Source organism: Candidatus Manganitrophus noduliformans, from assembly GCF_012184425.1.
In the GTDB taxonomy this organism is placed as follows: Bacteria; Nitrospirota; Nitrospiria; order SBBL01; family Manganitrophaceae; genus Manganitrophus; species Manganitrophus noduliformans.
The window spans coordinates 721,866-747,976 of the sequence record NZ_VTOW01000002.1 but is presented as its reverse complement, the minus strand read 5'-3'; the positions used below and the strand labels follow the sequence as shown (position 1 = coordinate 747,976).

Here is a 26,111-nt window from a genome sequence, read left to right as displayed (position 1 = left end):
CCTTTCCTTGACAAACCTCGATTTCCTGTTACCTTTGTAAACGTGTTTCGGACCACCCTGTCATTTGTAATCCCTTAAAAATATATTCAAATAAGGAATGATTAAAGAGGAGAGGACCATGCGGTTTAATTTAAGGACGGTTGTCTGGATCGGGTTTCTTCTCAGCACCGGTTTGTTTCTCGGCGGCGCGGAGGGACAGGGCTGCGGGGGAAAGAGCGTTTTCGAAAGCATGGCCGATGATGGAAGCGACGAGGCCCAGCTGGAGAAGGCGCGGATCGCGCTCGACGAGGGAGAGTTTGCAGATGCGGTGGAAATTCTTGCCGACCTTTGCGGGACAGATTATTCGGCCCCGAGTTGTGATCCGGAAGTCGTCAGTCTCTACGCTTCGGCCTTTTCAGGTCGCGCGGGGCTGGACGTTTTCGATCTCATCCAAGAGGCGGCCGATCGGCCGGTTGCACCCGGAAGCAGCTATACCCTCTTCTCAACCCATTTTTCGGATCCTGATTCTGTGGATGTTGGCGACATGAATAAAGCCGTCCTTCTACTTCTCTCCCTTTCGGCCCGAACGCCCGGTCAGGGACTGCAACTTGCGGTGGCGACCGTCGTTGATTTAGTCGTCCTGCTTGGCAGTGAGACGGGAGGATATGGAGCGGATGGAAGACCGGTCAGCATTCCGACCGCGGCGGAACTCGACTTAAGTGTCATTGAAGGGGTCTCGCTCATCAGCCGAGTGCTACGAGATGTGAATAATATGGATACCGGGCTGGACGAGGCCGGTATTGGGAATGAAAACATCAGCGGCCACATTCGTGAGATTCAGGAGCAGTTGGCGGGAGCGGATTCAACGGCGGTTGAGAGTTTCCTGAATACCATCTAATGACTTGGACACTGGGAGAGAGCGCCATGGTTAATAAAGGAATCATACTGGGGATCTTGGTCGGAGGGTTCTTGGGAATAGGGGTAGCGGCCGCCGAAGAGTTTCCAAGTCTCTATCGAGGAATTCGGCCGCTTGGGATGGGGGGAGCCTTCATTACCCTTTCCGATGATGAAAACGCGATGTTCTACAACCCGGCTGGTTTAAATGATGTGAGCGGATTCGGGGGGGTCGATCTTCTCAATCCGGTTGTGGAGTTCTCTGAGAACAGCAACTCGCTTTATCAGGACTTAAGCGATCTGGACACCGACAGCGAGGCGGCGGTAGCGGAGTTCCTCAGCGGGATGGTCGGAGAGCATCAACATGTACGCTTGGCGGTTCTGCCCAATTTTTACATGCATAATTTTGCCATTGGAGCGCTTGGCCAGGCCACAGTCGATATGGAAATCCGTAATCGGGCCAATCCTGAGGTGCCTACGAGGGTCCTGCTCGACGCCGGGGTTCTTGCGTCCGGGGCGCTCGGGTTTTTTGATGGGATGCTCCAGATCGGCGTCACAGGGAAGTATGTTCAACGGGAAGGGGTGGACACGGTCTATGACGCTGCAGACATTGCCGGCACCGACTTCGATCCACTCGATGAGTCTGTGAAGAAATCCGACTTCGCCCTTGATATCGGGACGAAGATCAATTTCAAGAATTCCCTCAAGCCGAGCGTTGCTCTCGTCGTTCAGAACATTACCGATCTCGACTTTGAAGAGCTCGGAATCATCCCTCAGCAGGTGAACATCGGCGCGTCGATCAATCCTGATTTCTGGATTCTGAAGACGACCTTCGCCATCGAACTCGACGATTTGACCAAGCAGGTCGAAGCAGACGACGACCTCTACAAACGGCTTCATCTCGGCGCCGAGTTCCGCTTCCCGATGATCTTGGCCGTCCGGGCCGGGGTCAACGGCGGTTACCTGACGGCCGGCGCCAGTGTCGACTTCTGGATTCTCTCCATTTCGGCCGCCACCTATGCGGAAGAGCTCGGGGCCATCTCCGGGCAGCGCTCCGATCGACGTTATGTTGCTCAACTGAGTCTTGGGTTCTAACGCTTGATCTTCTCAAAAGGGAGCGACCTTTCGGTCGCTCCCTTTTTTGTTCAAGCTTCATGCTCTTGCCTGCTTTCCGATCGGGTCCGCTTAGACGATTTCCGATCCAGTCGTAGGGTTGCATTTTTTCCCTCGATTCCTTTAAAATCATATATCTATTTGCCGATCCTTTTGTTAACGACATGAAAGAAAATATGCAGAAAAAAGATACCAGGCCCGCAGGCGAAGACGGATTGGAAGGGGCAAGGGCGGCCGAGGAGATCGAGAAGCTCCGCTTAATCACCGATTCCATGCCGGTCCTCATCGCCTATGTCGATGCGGGGCATTGCTATCGATTTAATAATAGGGTGTACGAAGAGTGGTTCGGCCAGAAACCCTCCGATCTCGATGGACGGCATGTCAAAGAGATCCTGGGTGAAGGGGCTTATGCCGCCCTGCTTCCTTATATCGAGAAAGTGTTCTCAGGGGAGCGTGTCGTTTTTGACGGTAAAGTTCCCTATCGGGAGGGCGGGGAGCGGTATATCCGGGCGACTTACTCCCCGCATTGGGCCGATGGAAAAGTGAAAGGATACTTCTCTCTGGTTCAAGATATCACGGCGCAGCAACGGACGGAGAAGGCGTGGCATAAGAGCGAGGAGCTTCTCAAGATCGCGCTCGAAGCCGGCAGAATGGGGGTCTTCGAGTTCGATATCCGGAGCGGAAAGGTCGCCTGGTCTCCTAATCTCGAAAAGATTCATGGCCTGGCGCCGGGGACATTCGGCGGCACCTTTGAAGATTTCAAACGGGATATTCACCCAGACGATTTGAACCGGGTTTTAAATCGGGTTCAACAGACCATCCAAGAAAAAAAGACCGACTACGGCGTAGAATATCGGATCATCAAGCCGAACGGGGAAACAGCGTGGGTAGAGGCCCGCGGCCGCGTCTTCTACGATCCGAACGGGGGGGCGGAGCGTTTCGTCGGTCTCTGTATGGATGTCACCGCGCGAAAGGGGGCTGAGGAGACGCTTCAAAATGAATTTGCCTTCCGGCGGGCAATTGAAGATGCCATCCCGGCCGGGATCACCATGGTCGATCCGAACGGGCGTAAAACCTATGTCAATCGCGCCTTCTGCGACATGGTGGGGTGGAGCGAATCGGAGCTGGTCGGAGCGGACCCGCCCTATCTCTACTGGCCGCCGGAAGAGATCGATCGGATCAGCCAGGCGTTCGAGGCCACGATGGCCGGGAAGGTCCCCCCGGGCGGTTTTGAACTGCGCTTCCGGCGCCGAAACGAAACGCGATTCGATGTTGTGCTGACCCCCGTTCCGGTCCGGGACAACCATGGCGCCCTTACCGGCTGGCTTGCCTCCGTCGTCGATATCACGGGACGCAAGGGGATCGAACAGAAACTTCAGGAGAGTGAAACGCAGTATCGCCTTCTCTTCGAGACCAACCCGCAGCCGATGTGGGTTTATGAAATCGAAAGCATGGCCTTTCTGGAGGTGAACGAAGCGGCGGTCCGGCATTACGGCTACTCCCGTGAGGAGTTTCTGTCGATGACGGTCAAAGAGATCCGTCCGCCGGAGGATATCCCGAAGCTGGCCCAAAAACACGCGGATGTTCCCAAGGAGGTGGCTTTAGGCCTTCGCTCCGCCGGGGTGTGGCGGCATCGCAAGAAAGACGGGACGATCATCGAGGTGGAGATCACGCGCAGTCCGATCGTATTCAAGGGGAGAAAGGCGCTGCTCATTCTGGCCAGCGATGTCACCGAGCGGCGCCGGGCGGAGGAGGAGCGGGTCGGCCTGCTCGCGCGCGAGCAGCAGGCGCGGCGGGAGGCGGAGGCGGCCAACCGTGCCAAGGATGAGTTCCTGGCGACCGTCTCCCATGAACTGCGCACCCCGCTGAACGCCATCTACGGATGGGCCCGACTGCTCCAGATGGGAGATCTGGATCGGGAGACGGTGACATCGGCCTATGAAACGATCGAGCGGAACGCCAAGGCCCAGGCGCAGTTGATCGATGATCTTCTCGATGTCTCCCGGATCATCGCCGGAAAGCTTCGGCTCGATGTTCGCTCGATCGCGTTGAAGCCGGTGATCGAGGCGGCGATTGAGACGGTGCAAACGGCGGCGAACGCCAAAGGAATCACGCTGGATTCAACCTTCGATGAAAGAATCGAATCGATCTCGGGAGATCCGGACCGCCTGCAGCAGGTTGTCTGGAATTTGCTGTCGAACGCCATCAAGTTCACCCCGACCGGAGGCCGGGTCGAGATCGAACTCCGTCGGATCGACTCCGCAATCCAGATTCGAGTAGAAGACGCGGGAATCGGGATCCATCCCGAGTTTCTCCCTTATGTTTTTGATCGGTTCCGGCAAGCCGAGAGAGTGAGCACCCGATTCTACGGAGGGTTGGGGCTCGGCTTGGCCATCGTCCGCCATCTGGTGGAACTCCACGGCGGGACCGTTTCAGCCGAGAGTCCCGGCGAAGGAAAAGGAGCGAATTTCACGGTGACCCTTCCGCTCAAAGTGCTCTCCGAGGAATCACCCGATCCGGAGATGAAACGCTCGGAGGAGACAATGCCGCCGACCCCTGCGATGATGCTGGAGGGAGTTGAAGTTTTGTTGGTGGACGATGAAGCCGACGCCCGCGAACTGCTCACCCTGATTCTTCAACGATCGGGCGCCCGGGTGATCACCGTTTCATCGACCCGAGAGGCGATCGACAGGCTCAAGCGGAAAAAACCCGATCTCTTGGTGAGTGATATTGAGATGCCGGGAGAGGATGGCTATTCCCTGATCCGGAAGGTCCGGGCGCGAGAGGCCGAGCGCGGGGAGAGGAGCGTTCCGGCGGTGGCGTTGACCGCTTATGCAGGAAGGGCCGATCGACGGCGGGCCCTCATGGCCGGTTTTCAAAAACATGTTCCCAAGCCGGTCGATCCGGCCGGATTGGTCGCCGTGGTGGCGGGGCTGATCGGACTTCCGAGGGAGGAGCATCGGGCCCCCGACCGCTCCTCGGACGAAGCGAATTCCCGCTGATCAGACGCGTTCCCTTTACGCCCCTTCAATTTTCCCATCGACCATTTTGATGAGCCGATCGGCCTGAAGCGACAGCTTCTCGTTATGCGTCACCAGGACGAAGGTGGTTCCCCTTTCCCGGTTGAGCTTTTTCAGCAGGGAGAAGACCTCATCGCTCGTGTGGGTGTCGAGATTTCCGGTCGGTTCGTCGGCCAGAATCAATTGCGGCTGCAGGACCAGCGCCCGTGCGATGGCGACCCGTTGCTGCTCCCCCCCGGAGAGTTGCCCCGGCCGGTGGGTCAGCCGATGACCCAACCCGACCGCTTCGAGCATTTCCCGAGCGGCTGTTTCGATCTTCTGCCGCTCCATCCGTTGGATCAATCCCGGCATCATGACATTCTCGAGCGCCGTGAATTCGGGAAGAAGATGATGAAACTGAAAGACATAGCCGATCTTTCGATTCCTGAATTCGGCCAGCTCCCGATCGGACCGGGAGAAGAGGTCGATCCCTTCAAAGAAGACCTTCCCGGAGGTCGGGCGGTCGAGCGCGCCGAGGAGATGGAGCAGCGTGCTCTTGCCGACCCCCGACGCGCCGACGATCGCCAACAACTCTCCCTTTTGGATTCCGATCGTTACCCCTTTCAGGATGACCAGCTCCTTGCCGGCGATCGGAAACGATTTGTAAAGGTCGATCACTTCAATCATATAGAACCTAAAAACGTTATTCGTGAGTCGTTATTCGTTAAACGTAAAACGAATTTCACGATTCACGAATAACAAATAACGTTTAACGGTGTCCTTGCTCACTCGTACCTCAGCGCTTCGGCGGGATCGAGTTTGGCGGCCTGCCAGGAGGGGTAGAGGGTGGCGAAAAACCCGATGAGGACCGCCGCCAATGAGACAACGAAGACATCGAGCGCGTTGATCTTCACCGGCAGGTGGCTGATGTAGTAGATGTCGGCCGGCAGCGTATAAAACTTCTGAAGCATCCAACAGACGACCAGTCCCAAGGGGGTCCCCAGGATCACGCCGACCAGACCGATAATCACCCCCTCCATCATGAAGATCCGCATGATCGACTCCCGCGTCGCCCCCATCGCTTTAAGAATGGCGATCTCCCGGCTCTTTTCAACCACCGTCATCGTGAGGGTGCTGACGATGTTAAAGGAGGCGACCAGAATGATCAAGACGAGGATAATGAACATCATCATCTTTTCAAGCTGGAGCGCCGAGAAGAGGTTCCGGTTAAGCTTCATCCAGTCGCGCGCCTGGTACGGAAAACCGAGATGGGTCTCGATCTGATCCGCCACACGATCGGCGATGAAGATATCATCGACCTTCACCTCGATCCCGGTGACCGCGTCGGAGAGGTTGAAGAAGTTCTGCGCCTCTTTGATCGAGATATAGGCGAGGGAGGAGTCATATTCGTACATCCCGGAGTCGAAAATGCCGACCACCCGGAATTTCCGGATCTTCGGCGTAAAGCCCATCGGGCCGGTGAGCGATTTGCCGATCGACGCTCCCTCCTGGCCGACCGGCGAGACGATATTGATCCGATCTCCGAGAAACGCCCCCAATCGCCCCGCCAGCTCCCTGCCGATGATGATGCCGGGAAGAATCTTCTCCGGCTCCCCTTCCGTCTCGCCGATCTCTTCTTCAGGAAGGGAGGAATCAGGCGGATTCGTCAGATAGTCGAGCCGCCCTTCGATGATGTTTTTCCCGATCTCGGTGACCTCCGCCTCGGTTTCAGGGTTAATTCCGCGCAGGACCACGCCGAAGACATTGGTGTCGGATGAGAGGAGGACCTGTCTGAAGATAAAGGGGGTGGCGGCGACCACGTGTGGAACCTTCTTCGCCTCGTCAACCAGCCGGGGATATTCGGGAATCTCGTCCCGGGTCCGGTCGGTGATGACGATGTGGGAGTTGGTCCCGAGGATCTTATCGCGGAGGTCTTCCTTGAAGCCGGTCATGACGGCGAGGGTGGCGATCAGTGCGGCCACGCCGACCATGACCCCGCCGATCGAGATCAGGGTATTCAGAGAGATGCTTTTTTGGCGCCGTTTGGCCTTTAAGTAGCGAAGGCCGACGAAAAATTCATAAGGCAAAGACATTTAATTAGGTAACGTTATTCGCTATCCGTTCAACGTTAAACGTAAAATCAAATATCATTTACGAATAACGACTCACGAATAACGACTAACGTTCACTCCTCTCTGGTCTTAATTGCGGAAAGAGGATCACGTCGCGAATCGAGCTCTGATTGGTCAACAACATCACCAGCCGGTCGATCCCGATCCCTTCCCCCGCGGTCGGGGGCATCCCGTACTCCAGGGCGCGAAGGTAGTCCTCATCCATGACGTGGGCTTCCAAATCGCCGGCCGCCCGCTGGGCCGCCTGCGATTCAAAGCGGGACCGTTGATCGTGCGGGTCGTTCAACTCGGAGAAGGCGTTGGCGATCTCGCGCGAGGCGATATACATCTCAAACCGTTCGGTGAGATGCGGCTGGTCCGGCTTTCGCTTTGCCAACGGGGAGATCTCGGTCGGGTAGTCGGTGATGAAGATCGGTCCCGTCAGCGCCGGCTCGACCGTCATCTCGAAGAGATCGTTCAACTGTTTCCCAAGCGAAGCCCCTGGTTTCATCGGCAGCCCCGCCCGCTGCATCAGCTCGGCGACCTTTTCTGGATCGGAGAGGTCGCTCACTGCCACCCGGTATTTCTCCGCGATCGCATCGAGGTAGGCGAGCCGGCGCCAGGGGGGGGTGAGGTCGATCTGTTTTCCCTGGTATTCGAACGTCAGCGTCCCCAAGACCTCCTTCGCCACCGTGGTGATGAGCGATTCGGTGAACGACATTAGATCCCGGTAATCGGCGTAGGCCATGTAGAATTCGAGCATGGTGAATTCGGGGTTGTGGATCGTCGAGATCCCCTCGTTTCGGAAATTCCGGTTGATCTCATAGACCCGCTCGAACCCGCCGACGATCAGCCGCTTCAGATAAAGCTCCGGCGCGATCCTCAGGTAGAGATCGACTCCCAGCGTATTGTGATGCGTAATGAAAGGGCGCGCCGCGGCCCCGCCGGGAATCGGGTGCATCATCGGCGTCTCTACTTCCAGAAAATCATGCTGTGTCAGAAAGCGGCGAATCGAATCGATGATCATGCTGCGAAGGGCAAACACTTTTCGGACTTCCGGGTTGGCGATCAGATCGACATATCGCATCCGGTAGCGGGTTTCGACATCGGTCAGCCCGTGCCACTTCTCCGGAAGGGGCCGGAGCGATTTGGAGAGAAGGGTCAGGCGATCGGCTTGAAGGGTCAATTCGTCGGTCTTCGTCCGGAAAAGGGGACCTTCGACTCCAATGTAGTCGCCGATATCGAGCTTCTCGAAGAGATCGTAACCGGCCTCCCCCAGATGGTCTTTCTTGAAATAGACCTGAAGCCGTCCGGTGGCGTCTTGCAGGTGGGAAAAAGCGGCTTTGCCGAAACGGCGAAGCGAGACCATCCTCCCTGAGATCTTATAGGAAACCGGCTGCGCCTCAAGGGTCTCTTTGGTGGAGGAGTGATACTTCTCGACGATCTCGGCGAGCGGCGTCTTCCCCTCGAAGCGGGCGCCGTACGGATCGATCCCGGCGGCGCGGAGGCTCTCCAGCTTCTTGATCCGCTGGACAATCTGGTCGTTGGTCTCTTCCATCTAGGATGAAACTCCTCAATTCGTATTGGGCTGGGACGACTCTCTGAGCAGTGAGAATCCTTTCAAAAATCAAATCATTATAGAGGATTGGCCGGGACACGTCAAGGATCAGACATGGCACGACGGAACGGCCGTTTTCTTGTCAAAAGGGGGATCGACTGTTACACTCAAATGGAGTATGAAACATGTGGGAAACCCATGAACCGGATCAAGTTAAGCCCTCTCTCCTTACGGGGAGCAGGGATTTTTTTTCTCGTCATCGCCTTGTCTCTTCACGCCTGCGGGCGGGGAGGGGGCCGGCATCGGGGGGGACGTCCTCCCGCCGCGCCGACCGGGGTCGCCGTCACTGCGTTCAGCGGAGCGGTTGTCATCGGATGGGACCCGGTCGACGGGGCGACCTCTTACAATGTCTACGTGGCGGCCGGCCCCGGGGTGACGAAAACGAATTACGAGACCCTCCCTTTCGGGAAGCGGAATCCCGCGGCCGCCGGTCCTTTCACGCAGAGCGATCTACTCGACGGGACACCCTATTATTTTGTCGTTACGGCGGTGAATGAGGCGGGGGAGAGCGCCGAATCGGCCGAGGTCTCCGCCACGCCGACGTCGACCGCGCTTCCTCTTCCTCCCACCGGATTAAGAGCGATCGCCGCGGACGGTCAGGTCACCCTGGAATGGAACTCCGTCACCGGCGCCTCGAGTTATTTCCTCTACAGGGCGACCGTCTCCGGGATCAACCGAGATAATTGGAACACCATTGTCGGCGGAAATCGGACCCAGGTGCCGGGAGGCGCCACTGTCTATATCGAGGACGACCTGACCAACGGCACGACCTACTTTTTCGTCGTCACCGCCCAAAACAACCTCGGGCAGGGTGCCGAATCGGCAGAGGTTTCGGCGACCCCTTTTGCGGCGGAGACGGTTCCGGTGCAACCGACGAACTTGACCGCCTCCGCGGCGGACAGTGAGGTGATCCTCAACTGGAATGCCGCCGCCGGGGCGCAATTTTACAACGTCTACTGGAGCACGACGGCGGAGGTCACCCCGGACAACGGAACGAAGATTCCCAATCTCTCCGGCACCAGCTATACCCACACCGCCCTCACGAACAACACCCTCTACTATTACATTCTGACAGCGGAGAATGCCCACGGGGAAAGCCTTCCGTCCGAGGAAGCCTCGGCGACGCCGATTCCGATCCCGCCCCCGGCGGTGGTGACCTTGCCCCCGAGCGAGGTGTTAAAGACCGGCTCGGCGATCTTACATGGGGAGGTGAACCCGCTTGGATTCTCGGGAGAAACGACGGTTTATTTTGAATGGGGGGTGACGACGGCCTACGGCAGCAGCACGGCGCTGCAGACCACACCGGGTGGGAATACTTTTGTGCCGATCGCGGACGGCCTAGAAGCTCTGGAGCCAAACAGACCCTACCACTACCGCATCGTGGCGACGAACAGCAGAGGAACGAACTACGGGGCGGATCAGAGCTTTATCCTTCCCTTTCTCGGCGAACCGAACGAGTTTTCTGTGGAGCCAGAAGAAAGTCCGAGCGACGTTGCGATCGCCGATTTTGATGGAGATTCAATATCGGATCTGGCTACTACTAACTTTGGAACCCACAAAGTCTCAATCCTGTTTGGCATTGGAAATTGGGCCGATCCCGAGGATGAGGATAATTTTGGTTTTGATACTGTCTCGATCCCTGTATATGATGTCGGAAACAATCCAGAACATCTTGCCGCTGGAAAATTCCATGGAAACCTAAACCCGGCCGATCTCGTCGTATCGAATGGCACCAGTGGTACAATGACCCTCCTTTCGAATAATGGGAATGGGATTTTTACCCCCGCCTCTATCGATCTCTGGACGAACCCGGCCGATAGCGGAAAGACTTTTCCTTCTGACCTGCTTGTTGCCGATTTCAATGAAGACGGAAATCCGGATGTGGCCGTTTCATCTGTGATGAGTGGGGTTGGAAATGTGGTTATCCTCATTGGAGACGGCGTAGGTGGATTCGCTTCAAAAACGCTCTTCGCAGCGGGTGTCAGCCCCTCTGGAATCGCTTCAGGAGATTTTAATGGAGACACTCACCTCGACTTGGTCGTAACGAATGAACTGATTAATACCATCTCTCTTCTGTTGGGGGATGGGGCCGGGAGTTTCGAGGCTCCGACCTCTTTTTCGGTCGGAAGTGACGCATTCCATCGGCCGGTCGCCTTGGCATCGGAAGACTTCAATGAAGATGGGATTCTCGATCTGGCAGTGGTGAATCGCGAGAGCGGAACGGTCTCGATCTTCTTGAATGACGGTGCCGGCGGTTTTGCAGCGCCGACCCGCTTCCCGGTTGGATTGGAGCCCCAAGGGATTGCGGTGGGGGACTTTAACCGGGATAGAAAACCGGATCTGATCATTCCGAATTTCCATCCCACGGGCAATACCCAAGACAATACCGAATCAGTTACGATCTATCTGGGGGTCGGAGATGGGACCTTTGGGCCTTCCCGAGAGGAGATTCTCGGAGAAGGAAAAAATCCGGTCGCCGCCGCCACAGGTTATTTTGATGATGATCCGCCGAATGATCCGTACGACCCGGATGATCCGAATGCGAACTCCAAACTCGATCTCGTCGTGGTAAATCGCAGCGGAAACTCGGTCTCAGTTCTTTTGGGACAGTGATTGACTCGAAGCGGTCGCTTTCGGTCAGGCCGCTTCTCTCTGGCGCGTCAGCGCCCGCAAGACCGCCGCGTACCGCGCGTCGATCTCACTTCGATACCAAGACATCGTCAGCTTTTCTTTTGCTTCTGTTTTAACCTGCTCGGCATGCCGGAGAAGCGCCGCCCGGTCTTCCTCTCGATGAATATGTGTTCCGATCACGGCAAGACTTTCCAGAAGCCGAAGCGTGACCGCTATACTCGATGATCCATACTGCCGGATATCCTCAAAGGCATCCTCGGCGACCTCCACGAAGGTGACCGGGTCGGCGATGATCCGGAGATGGTTTTCATCGTCATAGCGGTAGGGAGAAGGAATCGTCCGCTCGGCCAGGCGGGAGAGCGAGGCCCCGAGGCGGTCGATGCAGGTGGTGGCGGTGAACGGATCGTTGATGCCGGGAGAGACGGCGCGGACAGCGGTCTCGACGAGCTGCTGGATGCCGAATTTCACATCCTGCGTCAGTGTCCGCTCCCTTCCGAGAATGAAGGCCGCGTGGATTTGGCCGGAGACCGTCTCATCGACCCGCTCCCTCGGCCAAGCCCGCACCAGCACGTGACCCCAGCTGATATAATCCCCCGGGCGCTGTACGAGCCGCAGAAGGAGATTCTTCTGTCGGGCAAGGCGCATCAGCTTCTCGTTGTCGATTGCCTGAAGGTAGCCGATCTCCGACGCGCAGATCGAGACCGCCTCCGCTTCGAATTCCTTCGGAATATCGGCTTTGCCGCGTTGGCGGCTCTCCGGCGTTTCTTCCCCGAGCTCCTCCGGAAAGACCCCATCGATCGCCTCATCGAGCTCTTCCCCCACGGTGGAGATGATCGTCGAGGCCTGAATCGACGCCGAGATGTGGTGGATGAAGTAGATCAACACGCCGAGACTGAAGATCGCCAGGACGATGCCGAAGGTGATGGAGAGATGCGGGACGAACCCCTCCTCGCCGTCTCCGGTGACCGTCCGGAGGACGAGAAGACAGTAGATGAACGTCCCGACAAAAGTCCCGAGGACGATCTGGTTTCCGGGGTCGCGCATGAAGTTGCGAAGCAAACGGGGACCGAACTGCGAGGAGGCGAGGGAGAGAACGACGATCGTGATCGAGAAGACGACCCCCGCGACGGTGATCATCGATCCGGCGATCGTCGAGAGAAGGATGCGCCCCCCCTCCGGCTGGCCGCCATAGATCCACCACGTTTGCGGCCAGTCATCGCCGATTCGGCCGTCAAGGTGAGTCATCATGAAGGAGAGACCGATCGCCAGGATCGTCGCGAGCGTCGGGACGAACCAGAAGCTGGTTCGAAGCCAGTCCCAAAATTGAATCGCTTTTGTTTTCATTTTTGACCCTTTCGAGAGCCGGTTATGCCGCCCGCTTCGGAATGATTGAAATCCCGCCGCTCCGCTCCAACACGGCATATTTGATCTGATCCATCCGCTCCAGCCCGAGTCGCTCCCGGGCCGCCGTTAAAATATCCGATTCATCGACACGTGCTTTGTCCATTCGATCGTGGAGCGGGCGGCCGTTTTCCACAATGATCAGGGGAACCCCATCGAGCCACTTTTCCGCCCGCGGCGACCGTTGCTTGACCAAAGACATCAGGATGTCGGCGCCCAGGAGTGTGATAATCAACAGAAAGGCATTGGTGATGGAGTAGTCCTGGCCGAGCAGGGCCTGTTGGGCCGCCTCCGCAATGATCAGAATGAGGACAAAGTCGAAGGTGGTGACCTCCGAAACAGAACGTTTGCCGCCAATCCGAAAGACGATTAAAAGAAAAATGTAAACGGCGAGGCCGCGTAGAACGGCGTCCATAAAGACCTCCTTGGTTCATGAAGGGGGAGCGCACTCATGGATAAATCCATTGGCGGAAAGCCAATTCCTCTCCCGTGTTAAGACCGATCCGGCCCGGAAGCAGTCCGAACTGCTCGGTCTCCAGGTGAAATGTAATTTCTTTTGGGGGCCCCGATTTCTCGACCCGAAAGAGGTAGGTAAGACGATCCGGGCCGCTTTGGGTCTCATCCGGCTCCGGGGTGATCCGTCGAATCTGCACCCCCTTCAAGTAATCGAGATCGATCCAGAGGCGGACCGCTCCCTCTTTTTCGGCGCCGGGCCCCACAAGGACGCGGAGCGTCGTCGGGGACTGAAAGCGCTCGAAGCGTTTGTACTCCAACCGGAGGGGCCCCCCTTGTCGGCCCTGGCCGGCGCTGCTGAGCGGCCCCGGACCGAATAACCCGAGGAGGGCTCCCAGCACCGCGAGCGCCATGAGAATCCAGCCGATTCGTTGGATTTTCCAGGAGCGCTCTTGAAAAGGGAGATCCTCATCGATTTCTAAATTTCCGACCTGTTTCATGGTTGCCATCGTTTCATCCTTAAAATGAGTTTCTCATTATTTTGTCTCCTCTGGTCTGACGATGTTCGGCGCTTCTTCTTCCCGCTCCATCCGCTCATCGGGGGGAGGCCGCCCGATCAGAAAGCTTGCGATCGTGGCGGTGATGTAGCCGAAAATCGCGAAAGCGTAGACTGCCAGGAGCCAGCAAAGAATCCGGCCCTCGGCGGTTTTCGGCCAGTATTCCGAACCCATCGTGGTGATGATCATTGCGGTCCACCAGAGCGCCTCTGCGTAGCTGTGGAACCCGGCACCTTGCTCCGCCGCCTCGACATATCCCGATGAACGCAATGCAGCCGGGTTTTCAAAAAAAACCATGCCGGCTGCGCCGGCGAAGGTGATCAGGACCGTTAGGGCCAGGACGTACCCGAAGCCGTGGCGGCCGAGAGTGGTCCGGACCGCTCCCATGCCGCGGCTGAACGAGGTAATGAGTCGGGCCAGATTGACCGGCCGCACCGTACCGGTGACCCGGAGAAATCGAAGGGTTTGAGCGACCCGTAAAATGCGAAGCGCGGGGAGAGCCAACGAGAAGACGGTCAACCAATGGCGGCGAAGGTAGACCGCCTTGTCCGGTGCGACGAGGATCTCGATTAAAAAATCTAAAACAAAGATTCCCCAGATCGCATAAGTCAGGGTGCGCACAACGCCGTTGTGCCCCGTCAGGTCGAGGATCAGAAGGCCGATCCAGGCGAATGACAGGAAGACCATCGGCTGATCAAGCAGTGAATCGACCTGCCGGAGCAACTCCCAACGTGCTTGGCGGAGGCCGTTTTCATCTTCCTCTGATTCTTTCTTGAGCATCTATTTCTCCGAACATAAAAAAAGCAAAAGTTATGCCAGTAGCTGAACCAGAGACAATTACTCGCAATTGGTATTGATGAGTTTGGGCTCTCAACCCATCCTGATCCAGTTCTACCTGGAGTGGAGCAGTTGCGCGTGACTCCTTCCTTGTATTTCATGGAAAGGTAGTGATACAATAAACGCTGTCTGCGTCATCATCCGTTTCTTCTTCGATTCTGCTCTTGTTTCCATTCTCGGTTCAGCGTGTTCCAATACCCCTGGGATCCAAGCGATCCCTCCTACGGGCCCGACGAGATGATTCGTCATTAGTCGTCCGACTTGAAGATAGGTGAATGGATATCTACATTTCGGGATGGACTTCCGATCGGCCGATTGATAAAGTACCGCGCGGTGTATAGAGACGGCGTACATTTAAATAAAGAAGTTGAGCGGACGCGGTGAAGAGGAATCCACATGAGCGCCACAATCGGCTATGCTGTAGGAAAGTGTCGGTCCGCCCGCGGAGGGAGGTTCCAGCGATTCCCTTTGTAGCTACCAGGAGGTGAAGATCCTTGCAAAAAAAGATTTTAGTCGTTGACGATAATCAGGATACGGTCCAGATTTTGACGGCCGTACTGAAACGAGGGGGGTATATCGTCGTGGCGGCGAGAGACGGGGTCGAGGCGGTTGAGAAGGTTCAACAGGAAAGACCGGCGCTGGTCCTTTCGGATCTGATGATGCCGAAGCTGGATGGTTTCGGGGTCATGGAGGCGATGCGGGCCGACCCCGGAATGAACCAGATTCCGGTGCTGATTATCTCCGCCAAAGTCGATCCGGTTTCCAAGGCGCGGGGAATGGAGTTGGGGGCCAAAGATTATATCGTAAAGCCGATCAACCCCGGCGAAGTTCTCCAGAAAGTCCGCCACCATCTTCAAGAGGGTCTGAGTTAGAAGAGACTCTGACCTGAATCTTTGATCCCTTCCCATTTTTCCGAGATCATCTCCACTTCTTCCTTGGTAATGACTTACCGGCTTGATAAAACTGAAATAGCCTGATACACTCCCTTCATTCCGATGGAATGAGGGACCTCTTTGCCGGAATCAAAACGGATTCATATCATCGCCATCTGCGGGACGGGGATGGCCGCCTTGGCCGGACTTCTCAAAAAGGCGGGGCACGCCGTCACCGGCTCCGACACACAGATCTACCCCCCCATGAGCACCCTTCTTGAAGAAGCCGGAATCCCCTGTAAGATCGGGTATGACCCGGCCCACATCGAACCGAATACCGACCTGGTGATCATCGGAAACGCCGTCGGCAAAACCAATCCGGAGGTGGTCGCCACCCTGGAGCGGGGATTGCCCTATTTCTCCATGCCGGCGGCGCTGGGGGAGTTTTTCCTCAAGGGAAAAGCGTCGCTGGTGGTGGCCGGGACACACGGAAAGACGACCACCTCTTCTCTTCTCGCCTGGGTATTGACCTCGGCAGGGCTCGATCCGGGAATGATGATCGGCGGCTGGGTGAAGAACTTCAACAGCAATCACCGCTTGGGAAAGGGGAATTACTTCGTCGTTGAAGGAGACGAATACGATACCGCCTTCTTCGACAAAGGACCCAAGTTCCTTCATTATCAGCCTCATCATGCCATCCTGACCAGTATCGAGTTCGACCACGGCGACATCTATGCCGATCTGACGGCGATCAAACAATCTTTCCGAAAGTTCGTGGCGCTTCTCCCCGCGGAGGGATTGCTGGTGACGGCCGCGGGAGATCCCGCGATCGGGGAGGTCATCAAAGGGGCCGGCTGCCGGATCGAGACCTACGGGATCGATGAAGAGGCCGATTGGCAGGCGGAGCAGATCCATATGACCGGGGAACTCCTTTCGTTCGACGTTTTCCGCCGCCGAAAAAAAATGGGGACGATTCGAAGCCCCTTGGCCGGCCGGCATAACCTGAAAAATACATTGGCAGTGATCGCGTTGGCGCACGAGGTCGGCGTTCCTTGGGAAAAAATCGCGGAAGGGGTGCTGCGATTCGAGGGGATCAAGCGGCGCCAGGAGATCGTGGGGGAGGTTCGCGATATTTTGATCATCGACGACTTCGCCCATCATCCGACCGCCATCTCCGAGACCCTCATGGCCCTCCGGCTCCGGTATCCGACCCGACGGCTCTGGGCCGTCTTCGAGCCGCGCTCCGCCACCAGCCGGCGGAATGTCTTTCAGAAAGAGTTTGTCGCCGCCCTTGCCCCGGCCGACCGGATTATCTTGGCAGACATCTTCGCCCCGGAGAAGATTCCGGCGGAGGATCGGCTTCATCCCGAAAAGATCATCTCCGATCTGGTCGCGCTCGGAAAGAACGCCCGGTTTTTATCGACCCCCGACCGGATCGTCTCCGAAATGGTGAAGGAGCTGGCGCCGGGAGATGTCGTCTGCGTAATGTCGAGCGGCGGTTTCGGCGGGATTCACCAAAAATTGATTTCCGGATTGTCTTCGTAGGGGCGTGATTCATCACGCCCGAATGAGAGGTGCGAGGGCGCAATGAATTGCGCCCCTACCAGGCGTGTCTAATCGAATCTCCCAAAAAATGCAGGAGGGGGTCGCCGCCGGGGTCTTCCCGGGGGGGGTCCTATTGATCTACTCCCAAGGGGAGGTCCGTTTTCATCAGGCGTTCGGATCGGCCTCGCTGATTCCCAACCAGGTCCCGATGACCTGCGATACTCTTTTTGATCTCGCCTCCCTGACCAAGCCGCTCGCCACCGCCGCCGCGATCCTCATTTTAATTCAGAATGACCTTCTTGCCCTCACCGATCCGCTCTCGAAGTTTTTTCCCGAGTTTACTTTCGGGGCGAAGCGGGAGATCACCCTCTATCATCTCTTGAACCACAGCGCCGGTCTTCCCGATTGGAGGCCTTATTATCAGGAGATTGCGGAACAGGAGGAAAAAGATCCCGGTTTTCTCGGCTCCTCCGCAGCCAAGCGGAAAATCTGCCAACGGGTGAAAGAGGAGCCGCTGATCGCCTATCCGGGGGCGAAGAGCCTTTATAGCGATCTCGGTTTTATCCTCCTGGGCGAGGTGGTGGAAGCGGTGGCGACGGAGCCGCTTCACCGCTTTTGTTATCGGAATATCTTTTCAAAACACGATTGCAAGGAGACTTTCTTTATCCGGCTCGGACGGCGGCCTCAGGCCTATCGGGGGCGCCTTTTTGCCGCGACTGAAGAGTGCCCCTGGCGGGGAAAGGTGATCCGGGGGTGGGTTCACGACGATAATGCGTATGCGATGGGAGGGGTGGCCGGCCATGCCGGTTTATTCTCGACGGCGTGGGAGGTCTACCGTCTGGTCCGGCTTTGGATCGATTCGATCGAGGGGACGGGGCCGCTCAATTCGACGCTGGCCACCCTCTTCACCACCTGCCAGAAGGGGAATGACATTCCGGTCGGCTCTTCCTGGGGGTTGGGGTGGGACACCCCCTCGCATCCCCGTTCCTCTTCGGGCCGGTTTTTTTCTCCAATGAGCTTCGGCCACCTTGGCTTTACCGGAACATCAATTTGGGTCGACCGGAAGAGGGATCTCATTGTGATCTTGTTGACCAACCGGGTCCATCCGAGCCGCGACAATTCAGAGATCCGTCTCTTCCGCCCCGAGCTGCACGATCTGATTTTTGAGGAGGTGGTCGGTGTCTGATCAGCGCCGGCAGTCGATCATCAAGCCGAAACGGCTCTCCCCCGGGGAGACGATCGGAGTTGTGGCGCCGGCCGGGCGGGTGGAGCCGGCCGATCTTCACCGAGGCGTGCTTCGGCTCGAACAGCTTGGGTTTAAGGTCATCGTCGGGCGGCACGTTGAGAAGCGCCACCGCTACCTCGCCGGGAAAGACCCCGACCGGGCGGCCGACCTCCGGTCGATGTTCGAGAACCGTGATGTCCGCGCCGTCCTCTGCGCGCGGGGGGGCTCCGGAGCCGCCCGGCTCCTTCGCTTCCTCGATCGGAACCGCCTTGAACCGAAGATTTTCCTCGGCTGCAGCGATGTCACGACCCTGCTCCTCTATTTCTCCCGTATCTTGGGTTGGGTGACCTTCCATGGCCCGATGGTCGCAACGCAGTTTGGGAAAGGACCGAATCAGGCGATGGACGAAAACTTCATGAAGGTCCTCGGCGGCGAGGCGTTGGAAATGTCGTTCCCCGGCGTCCGGACATTGCGGCCCGGTCAAGCGGAGGGGATCTTGACCGGCGGCTGTCTTACCCTGATCTGCACAACCATCGGGACCCCCTATGAGATCGAGACCGAAGATAAGATCCTCTTTATTGAAGACATCGATGAGGCCCCCTATCGAATCGATCGGATGCTCTCTTATCTGAAAGGGTTGGGCAAATTCGACCATGTGCGGGGGGTTGTCTTCGGTCAGATGCCCCGTTGCCAGCCGGAGCTCCTTCCCGAGATCATTATGGAAATTTTTGATGAACTCCCCGTCCCGGTTCTCTTTGGTTTCCCTTCCGGCCATGGGGATTCGCTCGCCACCCTTCCCTTCGGCCTTCCTGTGCGGATCGATGGAATGACCGGCTCCCTGCGAATGTTGGAACCGGCCGTCCTTTGATGATTCCCGGGTGTGAAAGATTTACATATCTTCATTAAGCCCCCGCATCGTTTGTATATAACTTACCCAAGGCAATTCTCTCCATCTACTTTGATTTCCAATTAATTTCGTCTTCCCTCCCGTCGGCGCATCCCGTTTGCAACGGATTGATCCCACTTCCTAAAAAGTGCATGTTTTTTCATCGATCATCCGAAGAGGTCCCTTCTAACCGATGAATTCGAAAGCGTTCTACTGGCATGGGACTTGCTTTTTTCCTAATACAGAGTCGGCGAAGAGGAAATGTTCCTCTCATCTCAGAAACGAACTTTATATGGAGTAGAGGTCGATTATGAATTGCCCAAGATGCTCAGGATCGATGGTCCACGAGAACTTCTACGGTCTGGAAGACGAATACGCGTGGTTTTATCCAGGCTGGAGATGTGTTTATTGCGGAGAGATCGTGGACAAGGTCATCCTATCCAACCGCAAGGTCGTCAGCCGCCCTCATCGACGGGCCGCCTAGTCTTTCAGTGAGCGGGAGAAGAATGGACGCTCGTCGAATGAAGCGCCAGTTATCCCGCCATCTTCCCTGGACGTTGAAGGCCTCGCGGTCCATCATGAGGCGAAAGGGGATGATCTTCCCCTTTCCATAAAGCAGGCAAAGGATGATTCGCGACGAGGGAGAAGCGTCCGGATCGCGAAGTGGAACGGAACAACGGGTCATTTCTTGCCAGATACTATCAGTGAAATGCGGTCGTCGGCTGACCAGCGCACGATCTGGTCCAGAGAACGCACACAAGTAAACGTATCGACGGAATGTATCGCGGTGTTCAAAAAACTTCTCCAAAATATCAGCGTGTCCTCGGCCCATCGTGTCGTAGCCGCCTTTCGACAAAAACGAATCATCGCGATGACAGACCGGATCGATATCGATTTCTCTTGTTGAGAGTGAAGGAGGCTTCGAATGAAGTGGCTTGGTTTGAAGACAGGTTTATGGCTGATCGCGTTTATCTTGACGGGCGCCCTTTCCGCCCATGCGCAGGACCGGGAGGATGAGCGTGCCTGGTTTGTTCCCGAAATTGCCAATGTCGGCGCCGGTGTTCACGGCGGGTTTTTATCGTCTCGGGACGGAGACGGCGGCGAAGGATTTGCCGGCGCTCATCTCCGGTTTCGGGTCCTTTCTTTTATGGGGTTGGAGGTCTCTGCCGGCACGCTGGAGGAGACATTTCTGAACGAGTCGATCGTCCTGTCGGAGATCCCTTTGAGTGTGAGCGGACTGATCTACCCGGTCGGCGCCCCGTTCACTGTCCTTCCCTGGCCGGTCACCCCGTATCTGATCGGTGGAGTGACATGGGTTTATTTTAGAACCGATTTTGAGAAAGGGCTCGCGACACCCCCGACGAACCTTCAGAATGTCTCGCCCCTGGAGCACGATGTGGCGCCCGGCTGGCACGCGGGGGGAGGTTTCGATATTGGGATTACGGAGAACGTGACTTTCAGTGTGGAATATCGTGCGACCTTCTGGGACTTCAGGGAGAACATCGACAACGCCGCAGTCCGCGCCGCCCTCCCCGATCTTGAGACGAATAACTACACGGTGCGCGGCGCGCTTACGTTCCTGTTCCACTAATCACAAGGAGAAACACAATGAAAGAGACACTCAGCAAGCTGTTGGTTTTGATTCTGCTCATTGGAGTGACAACCGGTTGTGCCAGCTGGCGGGACCGCGATACGGAGAGCGCGCCGACCGATCGCGGCGCGGGGACCACGACCCGAACCGATGATGCGGCGCTGACCGCAAAGGTGAAGGCGAAGCTCCTCTCCGATGATGTTCTGAACGGGATGAATATCGATGTCGATACCCAAAATGGGGTTGTCTTCCTGAACGGGGTGGTTGATAGTCAGGACCAGAAGCAGAAGGCGATCGAGCTGGCCCAGAATACCGAAGGAGTCCGAGAGGTCGAGGACAATCTAAAGGTCGGTCGTATCGAGGGCTCTTCGAATGAGTCGGGGAGCACGTTGTCGGTGAATCTGCTGGAAGATCTCGGGTAGCTCTTTGACGCGGAGGGCGGTCGCCTCTGGGCCGCCCCCGCGTTTTGATCCACGTTTCCAATTTGGAGAAAAAAGATGCGGACGGTTTATTATGCCTTGTTAATGGCGCTCTGCATCGGGGTGATCGGGTGCGCCGCTCACCCGAAGAAGGGGGCGGAAGAACGGGCGGACGACACCGCCATCACCTCCCGGATTCGGGCGAAGCTGGCCAATGACGCAACCCTCCATCTCTTCCGGATCAATGTCGACAGCCGTCAAGGGATCGTCACCCTCTCCGGCACGCTCCCGTCGGAAGACCGGAAACGCCGGGCGGCGGAAATTGCGGCGGGGGTGGCCGGCGTCCGGCAGGTCGAGAATCTCCTTCGTGTGGGACAAATGAGACGGCCTGACCGATTCGAAGATGCCGTCATCGCCTCCAAAATCACATCGCGATTGATCCAAAATCCAATGACCCACGCGCTCGCCATCGACGTCGAGGCGGAAAAAGGGAAGGTGATTTTGTCCGGCCGCGTGCAGAGTGAACGGGAAAAGAAGGAAGCGGAACGGATCGCCCGGAATACAAGCGGGGTCCTTTCAGTTGAAAATCAGTTAGAGATTCTCGAATAGGAAATTTTCGGATTGCTCTCATGAAACCGCGCTATCGAAGGGCTTTTTTTCTTGGAGCGCTCTTCTTATTTACGATCGTCGCCCCCGTGCTGATTCTCGGCGCGAGCGGATACCGGTATGATTTTCAGACGCAGGCGCTGGTTCCGACGGGGACCCTTGTTTTAAAGTCGTATCCGGAGGGGGCGAAGATCCGCATCAACCGGCGGGAAGGGACCGATCGGACGCCGGCCGAGATTCAAGGCCTGCTCCCCTCGCGATACATCTTGGAGGTGAACTCGGAGAATTTCCGCTCCTGGCGAAAAGAGGTGGAGATCCGGGCGAATCGAATTACCGTCGAGGATCAGATATTGTTGATCCCGAAGCGGATCGCCGTCTCCTCCGTGTCGGCGAAAGAAATTCGGACCTTCGCCGTCTCGCCCGACGGCCGGAAGCTGATTTATGTCCACCGGAAAAACGCGGACGAGGGGGAGTCCCTCTGGCTCTTCGATATGGATCGGAGAGAGGAGCGCCTTCTTTTCCCATTCGACTCCGACCCGGGGGGGGCGCTCTCCGTCGAAGATTCCATCGATCGTCTCCTTTGGCTGGGGGACGGCCGGGGGGCTGCCTTTTCCGTTTCGACCTCTCGATCGAAACGCTATTTTATCCTGGCCGTCGGGGAGGGTGAAGAGCGGGAGCCGCCGTTCGAATGGACCCCGCCCGAAGGGGGAGGAGAGGTCGATCGTTGGAAATGGACCAAAACCGGACTTCGTCTCTTCTTCATGCAGGGGGAGTCGCTCTATCGGGCCGATTATGAAAAAAGATCGATCGCGCAGGTGGTCCCCGACCCGGTCCAAGGATATGCCCTTCTTGAAAATTTCCTCTATTTTGTAACAACCTCCCCGCCGGTTCTTTTCAGGCAAGACCTCGTGACCGGCGAGCGAACCACGCTGGCGGAGCTTCCGATCGACCCGGCGGAAAGAAATGACCCCGAGCGCCTCGTCGTCTCGCCCCGGGGAAAAATCGCTTTGATCGATCGACACCATATTCTCTGGCTCATCGACGACGTTCCCTCCGCGGCCCCTCTGCCGGTCGCGGCCGGGGTTCAAACGGTCCTGTTCAATGGCGACGGGAAACGGCTTCTCTACCAGACGAAACAGGGGATTTTCGTTTATCACCTCGAGGAGGGAAAGGCCTTGGGGGGACGGGAGGCCGGTTCTTTTGAAACGGCCGTCCGGCGGGAAGGAACGGTCATCGCGCCGGTCTGGTACAGCGATCAATTCCACATTCTCTACGGCGCCGGCGATACCGTCTATATCACCGAGATCGGCGGGCCGGGTTCTCCCAATACCTATCCGCTTTTCCAAATCCCCGGCGAAGCGCACCGATTTGTTTATCACGACCCCGATCAGGTCACCTTTCTTTTTCGAAACCGGCTTTACCAGGCGGATCTCTCTTTCGGAAGGCCCCGCTCGACGCTCCTGGGGAGCCGTCTTTAATGGGTGTTTTTCTTCCTTCTCCCCGCACGTCCCACCGAAGGGATGCGCTCCTGCAGCGCGCCTTTGAGATCGTTCCCGGCCTTCTCCTCTGGTCGACCTTTCTCGGCCTTTTTATTTTCTCCTTCTTTCAACCGGTCGCCGTCGCGATCTTCATCATCGCTTACGACCTTTATTGGCTGATCCGCGTGACCTATTTTTCCATCTTCATGCTCCTCGCTTACCGGCGGGTGCGGATGGAGTGGGGGACTGATTGGCGGAGGCGATGCGAAAAAGCGTCGGGGGAAATTCCGGCCTATCGCCGGGAGATCGAGGAGGAGACGGCGCGCGCCGAAAGAGAAGGGGCTCCAAAGCGGAGGCTTCAGAGCCTGCGTCTTCATCTGCAGGAAATCCGGCGAATCGAAACGGAAAAGGTCGACGTCTGGGATTGGACGACAATCCGCCATCTGGTGATCTTCCCGACTTATCAGGAAGGGCTCGAAATCCTTCGTTCTTCATTGAGGGCCCTCTTGCAGGCCGACTATCCGAATGAGCGGATGATCGTGGTGCTCGCCTTCGAGGAGCGAGAGGGGATTCCGGCCTACCGGAAGGCGAAGGCCCTTCGGCAGGAGTTTGGATCTTCCTTCGGCGCCTTCTTAACGACCTTTCATCCCGACGGGATTCCGGGCGAGGCGCGCGTCAAAGGGGCGAACATGGCCTGGGCGGCCCGCCAGGCCAAGCAATACCTGGACCGGGAGAACATTCCTTATGACCGGGTGATCCTTTCCGCCTTCGACGCCGATACCTGCGTCGATCGGCAGTACTTCGGCTGCCTCACTTACAACTACATCATCCACCCGCAGCGGACCCGGCGAAGCTACCAGCCGCTTCCGATGTATCATAACAATATCTGGGATGCGCCGTCGTTCGCGCGGGTGGTCGCCAACAGCACCACCTTCTGGCACATGGTGCAGAGCATCCGGCCCGATCTCCTCATCACCTTCTCCAGCCACGCGATGTCGTTCAAGGCGTTGGTGGAGGTCGGGTATTGGCCGGTCGATGTCATTTCGGACGACTCGGTGATTTTCTACTCCTGCTACTTGTATTATGGGGGACAGTATGAGACGATCCCGCTTTATGTTCCCGTTTCGATGGATGCGAACCTGGCGGAGAGTTACTGGCGGACGCTGATTAATCAATATAAACAGATGCGGCGGTGGGCCTGGGGGATCGAGAAGTTCCCCTTGATGATGCGGGGGTTCTTAATCGATCGGGCCATTCCGCTTCGAAAGAAAATTAAGCATGTCTTCCGAATGCTCGAGGGGAATTACAGCTGGGGGAGCGCCCCTTTTGTCATTCCGGTCTTCGGGAGCCTTCCCCTGTTGGTCGGCGGGAGAGAATTTTATCAGACGGTGCTCGCTTATAATTTTACCGCGACCACCCGGTCGATCTTATCGATGGCGCTGGTCGGCGTGTTCCTCTCGGTCTTTCTCTGTCATGCGCTCCTTCCCCCGCGCCCCGCGCGCTACGGCCGATGGCGGACCGTTTCGATGACATTGCAGTGGGCATTGGTCCCCCTCTCTTATATTTTCCTGGTCGGATTGCCCGCGGTCGATGCGCAGACCCGCTTGATGCTGGGGCGTTATCTCACCTTTTGGGTGACCGATAAGAAAAGAAAGGAAGGGGACGTTGCGTCCGGGAGTCCGGAACTCGGCCCCGTCGCGGGATTGGCGGAAGTTCCGGAGAAGCGGGAGGAGGTCGGATGAGGCGCTTTATCTTGCCGATGTCGGGAATTATACTTTTTTATCTCCTCTTCGAGAAATACGGGCAGCCCCTCTGGGTCAGCCACTGGCATCTTTATCTTTTCCTGGAAGCGACCACCCACCTCGTCCTCGCCTTTTTTGTCTTGATCGTCCTGGAGGGGTTCTCTCCGATGATTTTCCTCCGGATCTTCACGACCCTGATTCCCGACATCGATCATGTGATCTGGGCGCAATACCGGAGTTTCTTCCATACGCCGATCTTTATCCTGTCTCCTCTCCTCTTCCGCCGATATGGGGAGAAGGAGGCGCGCCTGCTCACCTTCATGTTCGCAACGCATTATCTCTTCGATACCCGCTCACAGATGGCCTGGTGGCTCAATTACGGCGTCTGGCTCCTTCCCCCAAAGGGGCTGCCGGTCCTCGTTCCCTGGATGCCGCTGGTCCTGCTGGTTGCGCTCGGCCTGCTCGCCGGCCTGGTGGGGCATTCCGATCAGATCAAGGCCTACTTGGCGGGGGAACGGATGTGGGTCTCTTAATCCGCTCGATCGCTTTCGCCTTGCTCTTCTTCTTCAGCGTGGGTCTTGCCCAAGATGCGCCGCCGGAGCCGCAATCGGCCGACATCTTCTCCCGGATTCCCTCCCCCCGCTTTCTCGAATCGGGGGAGCGGCGGGTCGTCGATATCGTCATTTCCAATCCTGGAAAGGAAACGAACTTTTATACCCTCAGCATCGAGCGAAAGCCGCAGGGATGGATTGCGAGGGTCGATCCCCGGAATATCGATCTGCCTCCCGATGAAGCGGCGCCGGTCCACGTCACCCTGATCCCGAAGAGCGGTCCTCCCAGCTTCACCGAGCAGATGACCCAATATGACGTCGTCATCAAAGCGGAAGATAAAGAGGCGAAGCCATTTTATGGAACCCTTCCGATCTACTTGAAGCCGGGCTACCGGGACCTTCTGACTTTTTTCGGAATCCCGGCATTGATCGGCTTTGCCGCCATCGGGATGGGAGAATGGCTCCGCCGCCGCGACTACTTCAAAGTCGGCGGCCTCTTTGTCATGGGGGGAGGGATCTTGACGGTGGTGTCGGTGACGGCAGTTTTGGGGATTTTGGTTTTGTAGAGAGATTCGGAAGGGGCCTTGCGCGCGATTCGGAGGG

Annotated in this window: 22 protein-coding genes; 15 read left to right on the top strand and 7 right to left on the bottom strand. The window is 57.1% G+C overall.

The annotated features are described in order from the left end of the window. The first annotated feature begins 118 nt into the window (after nucleotides 1–118). The 3 genes from MNODULE_RS12790 to MNODULE_RS12780 all read left to right on the top strand — a co-directional run bounded on the left by MNODULE_RS12790 (nucleotide 119) and on the right by MNODULE_RS12780 (nucleotide 4,988). Nucleotides 119–877, top strand: coding sequence for a hypothetical protein (locus MNODULE_RS12790; RefSeq protein WP_168060373.1), 759 nt, complete (start codon nucleotides 119–121; stop codon nucleotides 875–877). A 26-nt stretch (nucleotides 878–903) separates the two neighbouring features. Then, a complete protein-coding gene (locus MNODULE_RS12785; protein ID WP_168060371.1) occupies nucleotides 904–1,968 on the top strand; it encodes a PorV/PorQ family protein in 1,065 nt (354 codons plus the stop codon). Nucleotides 1,969–2,162: 194 nt separating this feature from the next. Next, on the top strand, nucleotides 2,163–4,988 hold the full coding sequence (locus tag MNODULE_RS12780) for a PAS domain-containing hybrid sensor histidine kinase/response regulator (RefSeq protein ID WP_168060369.1): 2,826 nt from the start codon (nucleotides 2,163–2,165) through the stop codon (nucleotides 4,986–4,988). 15 nt (nucleotides 4,989–5,003) lie between these two features. Here the strand turns inward: MNODULE_RS12780 and MNODULE_RS12775 are convergent, their stop codons facing one another. The 3 genes from MNODULE_RS12775 to lysS all read right to left on the bottom strand — a co-directional run bounded on the left by MNODULE_RS12775 (nucleotide 5,004) and on the right by lysS (nucleotide 8,654). After that, on the bottom strand, nucleotides 5,004–5,672 hold the full coding sequence (locus MNODULE_RS12775; RefSeq protein ID WP_168060366.1) for an ABC transporter ATP-binding protein: 669 nt from the start codon (nucleotides 5,670–5,672) through the stop codon (nucleotides 5,004–5,006). Between the two features lie 98 nt (nucleotides 5,673–5,770). Further along, nucleotides 5,771–7,072 carry a lipoprotein-releasing ABC transporter permease subunit gene (locus MNODULE_RS12770; RefSeq protein ID WP_168061160.1) on the bottom strand — a complete coding sequence of 434 codons (1,302 nt, stop codon included), beginning with the start codon at nucleotides 7,070–7,072 and terminating at the stop codon, nucleotides 5,771–5,773. A gap of 91 nt (nucleotides 7,073–7,163) precedes the next feature. Further along, nucleotides 7,164–8,654, bottom strand: coding sequence for a lysine--tRNA ligase (gene lysS / locus MNODULE_RS12765; protein ID WP_168060364.1), 1,491 nt, complete (start codon nucleotides 8,652–8,654; stop codon nucleotides 7,164–7,166). Nucleotides 8,655–8,852: 198 nt separating this feature from the next. Between lysS and MNODULE_RS12760 the strand changes: the two genes are divergently transcribed. Then, nucleotides 8,853–11,327 (top strand): FG-GAP-like repeat-containing protein, encoded by a 2,475-nt coding sequence (locus MNODULE_RS12760; protein ID WP_168060362.1) that lies wholly within the window; start codon nucleotides 8,853–8,855, stop codon nucleotides 11,325–11,327. 24 nt (nucleotides 11,328–11,351) lie between these two features. Here MNODULE_RS12760 and MNODULE_RS12755 read toward each other — a convergent pair whose 3' ends face one another. Genes MNODULE_RS12755 through MNODULE_RS12740 form a run of 4 tightly spaced genes read right to left on the bottom strand, consistent with a single transcriptional unit; the run spans nucleotide 11,352 to nucleotide 14,443 of the window. Next, the gene (locus MNODULE_RS12755; RefSeq protein ID WP_168060360.1) at nucleotides 11,352–12,689 is read right to left on the bottom strand and encodes a DUF2254 domain-containing protein; all 1,338 of its coding nucleotides are present in this window, start codon (nucleotides 12,687–12,689) and stop codon (nucleotides 11,352–11,354) included. A gap of 22 nt (nucleotides 12,690–12,711) precedes the next feature. Then, nucleotides 12,712–13,161: a DUF421 domain-containing protein gene (locus MNODULE_RS12750; RefSeq protein ID WP_168060358.1), complete on the bottom strand. Its 450-nt coding sequence runs from the start codon at nucleotides 13,159–13,161 to the stop codon at nucleotides 12,712–12,714. Nucleotides 13,162–13,195: 34 nt separating this feature from the next. Beyond that, the gene (locus MNODULE_RS12745) at nucleotides 13,196–13,708 is read right to left on the bottom strand and encodes a hypothetical protein (RefSeq protein WP_168060356.1); all 513 of its coding nucleotides are present in this window, start codon (nucleotides 13,706–13,708) and stop codon (nucleotides 13,196–13,198) included. Between the two features lie 27 nt (nucleotides 13,709–13,735). Continuing rightward, nucleotides 13,736–14,443, bottom strand: coding sequence for an ion transporter (locus tag MNODULE_RS12740; RefSeq protein ID WP_422666757.1), 708 nt, complete (start codon nucleotides 14,441–14,443; stop codon nucleotides 13,736–13,738). Nucleotides 14,444–15,087: 644 nt separating this feature from the next. On the opposite strand from MNODULE_RS12740, the gene MNODULE_RS12735 reads away from it, so the two are divergent. The 11 genes from MNODULE_RS12735 to MNODULE_RS12685 all read left to right on the top strand — a co-directional run bounded on the left by MNODULE_RS12735 (nucleotide 15,088) and on the right by MNODULE_RS12685 (nucleotide 26,074). Next, on the top strand, nucleotides 15,088–15,465 hold the full coding sequence (locus MNODULE_RS12735) for a response regulator transcription factor (protein WP_168060352.1): 378 nt from the start codon (nucleotides 15,088–15,090) through the stop codon (nucleotides 15,463–15,465). Nucleotides 15,466–15,606: 141 nt separating this feature from the next. Further along, nucleotides 15,607–17,010 carry a UDP-N-acetylmuramate:L-alanyl-gamma-D-glutamyl-meso-diaminopimelate ligase gene (mpl, locus tag MNODULE_RS12730; protein ID WP_202882200.1) on the top strand — a complete coding sequence of 468 codons (1,404 nt, stop codon included), beginning with the start codon at nucleotides 15,607–15,609 and terminating at the stop codon, nucleotides 17,008–17,010. A gap of 64 nt (nucleotides 17,011–17,074) precedes the next feature. Then, nucleotides 17,075–18,196: a serine hydrolase gene (locus MNODULE_RS12725; RefSeq protein WP_168060350.1), complete on the top strand. Its 1,122-nt coding sequence runs from the start codon at nucleotides 17,075–17,077 to the stop codon at nucleotides 18,194–18,196. Further along, the gene (locus tag MNODULE_RS12720; protein ID WP_168060348.1) at nucleotides 18,189–19,103 is read left to right on the top strand and encodes an LD-carboxypeptidase; all 915 of its coding nucleotides are present in this window, start codon (nucleotides 18,189–18,191) and stop codon (nucleotides 19,101–19,103) included. The genes MNODULE_RS12725 and MNODULE_RS12720 overlap by 8 nt, the downstream gene beginning before the upstream one ends. Nucleotides 19,104–20,046: 943 nt before the next feature. Beyond that, nucleotides 20,047–20,712 (top strand): outer membrane beta-barrel protein, encoded by a 666-nt coding sequence (locus MNODULE_RS12715; protein ID WP_168060346.1) that lies wholly within the window; start codon nucleotides 20,047–20,049, stop codon nucleotides 20,710–20,712. Nucleotides 20,713–20,729: 17 nt separating this feature from the next. After that, complete coding sequence (locus MNODULE_RS12710; protein ID WP_168060343.1) at nucleotides 20,730–21,134, top strand: BON domain-containing protein; 405 nt, start codon at nucleotides 20,730–20,732, stop codon at nucleotides 21,132–21,134. A gap of 75 nt (nucleotides 21,135–21,209) precedes the next feature. Further along, on the top strand, nucleotides 21,210–21,740 hold the full coding sequence (locus MNODULE_RS12705) for a BON domain-containing protein (RefSeq protein WP_168060341.1): 531 nt from the start codon (nucleotides 21,210–21,212) through the stop codon (nucleotides 21,738–21,740). 20 nt (nucleotides 21,741–21,760) lie between these two features. Continuing rightward, nucleotides 21,761–23,215: a PEGA domain-containing protein gene (locus MNODULE_RS12700; RefSeq protein WP_168060339.1), complete on the top strand. Its 1,455-nt coding sequence runs from the start codon at nucleotides 21,761–21,763 to the stop codon at nucleotides 23,213–23,215. Further along, a complete protein-coding gene (locus tag MNODULE_RS12695; RefSeq protein ID WP_168060337.1) occupies nucleotides 23,215–24,957 on the top strand; it encodes a glycosyltransferase family protein in 1,743 nt (580 codons plus the stop codon). The genes MNODULE_RS12700 and MNODULE_RS12695 overlap by 1 nt, the downstream gene beginning before the upstream one ends. Continuing rightward, on the top strand, nucleotides 24,954–25,490 hold the full coding sequence (locus MNODULE_RS12690; RefSeq protein ID WP_168060335.1) for a hypothetical protein: 537 nt from the start codon (nucleotides 24,954–24,956) through the stop codon (nucleotides 25,488–25,490). The genes MNODULE_RS12695 and MNODULE_RS12690 overlap by 4 nt, the downstream gene beginning before the upstream one ends. Beyond that, nucleotides 25,478–26,074 carry a COG1470 family protein gene (locus tag MNODULE_RS12685; protein ID WP_168060333.1) on the top strand — a complete coding sequence of 199 codons (597 nt, stop codon included), beginning with the start codon at nucleotides 25,478–25,480 and terminating at the stop codon, nucleotides 26,072–26,074. Before MNODULE_RS12690 ends, MNODULE_RS12685 begins: the two co-directional genes overlap by 13 nt. The last annotated feature ends 37 nt before the right edge of the window (nucleotides 26,075–26,111 follow it).

What these genes read in the sequence shown, in the direction of transcription:
- MNODULE_RS12790 (WP_168060373.1), top strand. Translation starts at nt 119, where the DNA reads ATGCGGTTTAATTTAAGGACGGTTGTCTGGATCGGGTTTCTTCTCAGC.
- MNODULE_RS12785 (WP_168060371.1), top strand. Translation starts at nt 904, where the DNA reads ATGGTTAATAAAGGAATCATACTGGGGATCTTGGTCGGAGGGTTCTTG.
- MNODULE_RS12780 (WP_168060369.1), top strand. Translation starts at nt 2,163, where the DNA reads ATGCAGAAAAAAGATACCAGGCCCGCAGGCGAAGACGGATTGGAAGGG.
- MNODULE_RS12775 (WP_168060366.1), bottom strand. Translation starts at nt 5,672, where the DNA reads ATGATTGAAGTGATCGACCTTTACAAATCGTTTCCGATCGCCGGCAAG.
- lysS (WP_168060364.1), bottom strand. Translation starts at nt 8,654, where the DNA reads ATGGAAGAGACCAACGACCAGATTGTCCAGCGGATCAAGAAGCTGGAG.
- MNODULE_RS12760 (WP_168060362.1), top strand. Translation starts at nt 8,853, where the DNA reads ATGAACCGGATCAAGTTAAGCCCTCTCTCCTTACGGGGAGCAGGGATT.
- MNODULE_RS12755 (WP_168060360.1), bottom strand. Translation starts at nt 12,689, where the DNA reads ATGAAAACAAAAGCGATTCAATTTTGGGACTGGCTTCGAACCAGCTTC.
- MNODULE_RS12750 (WP_168060358.1), bottom strand. Translation starts at nt 13,161, where the DNA reads ATGGACGCCGTTCTACGCGGCCTCGCCGTTTACATTTTTCTTTTAATC.
- MNODULE_RS12745 (WP_168060356.1), bottom strand. Translation starts at nt 13,708, where the DNA reads ATGGCAACCATGAAACAGGTCGGAAATTTAGAAATCGATGAGGATCTC.
- MNODULE_RS12740 (WP_422666757.1), bottom strand. Translation starts at nt 14,443, where the DNA reads ATGGTCTTCCTGTCATTCGCCTGGATCGGCCTTCTGATCCTCGACCTG.
- MNODULE_RS12715 (WP_168060346.1), top strand. Translation starts at nt 20,047, where the DNA reads ATGAAGTGGCTTGGTTTGAAGACAGGTTTATGGCTGATCGCGTTTATC.
- MNODULE_RS12710 (WP_168060343.1), top strand. Translation starts at nt 20,730, where the DNA reads ATGAAAGAGACACTCAGCAAGCTGTTGGTTTTGATTCTGCTCATTGGA.
- MNODULE_RS12705 (WP_168060341.1), top strand. Translation starts at nt 21,210, where the DNA reads ATGCGGACGGTTTATTATGCCTTGTTAATGGCGCTCTGCATCGGGGTG.
- MNODULE_RS12700 (WP_168060339.1), top strand. Translation starts at nt 21,761, where the DNA reads ATGAAACCGCGCTATCGAAGGGCTTTTTTTCTTGGAGCGCTCTTCTTA.
- MNODULE_RS12695 (WP_168060337.1), top strand. Translation starts at nt 23,215, where the DNA reads ATGGGTGTTTTTCTTCCTTCTCCCCGCACGTCCCACCGAAGGGATGCG.
- MNODULE_RS12690 (WP_168060335.1), top strand. Translation starts at nt 24,954, where the DNA reads ATGAGGCGCTTTATCTTGCCGATGTCGGGAATTATACTTTTTTATCTC.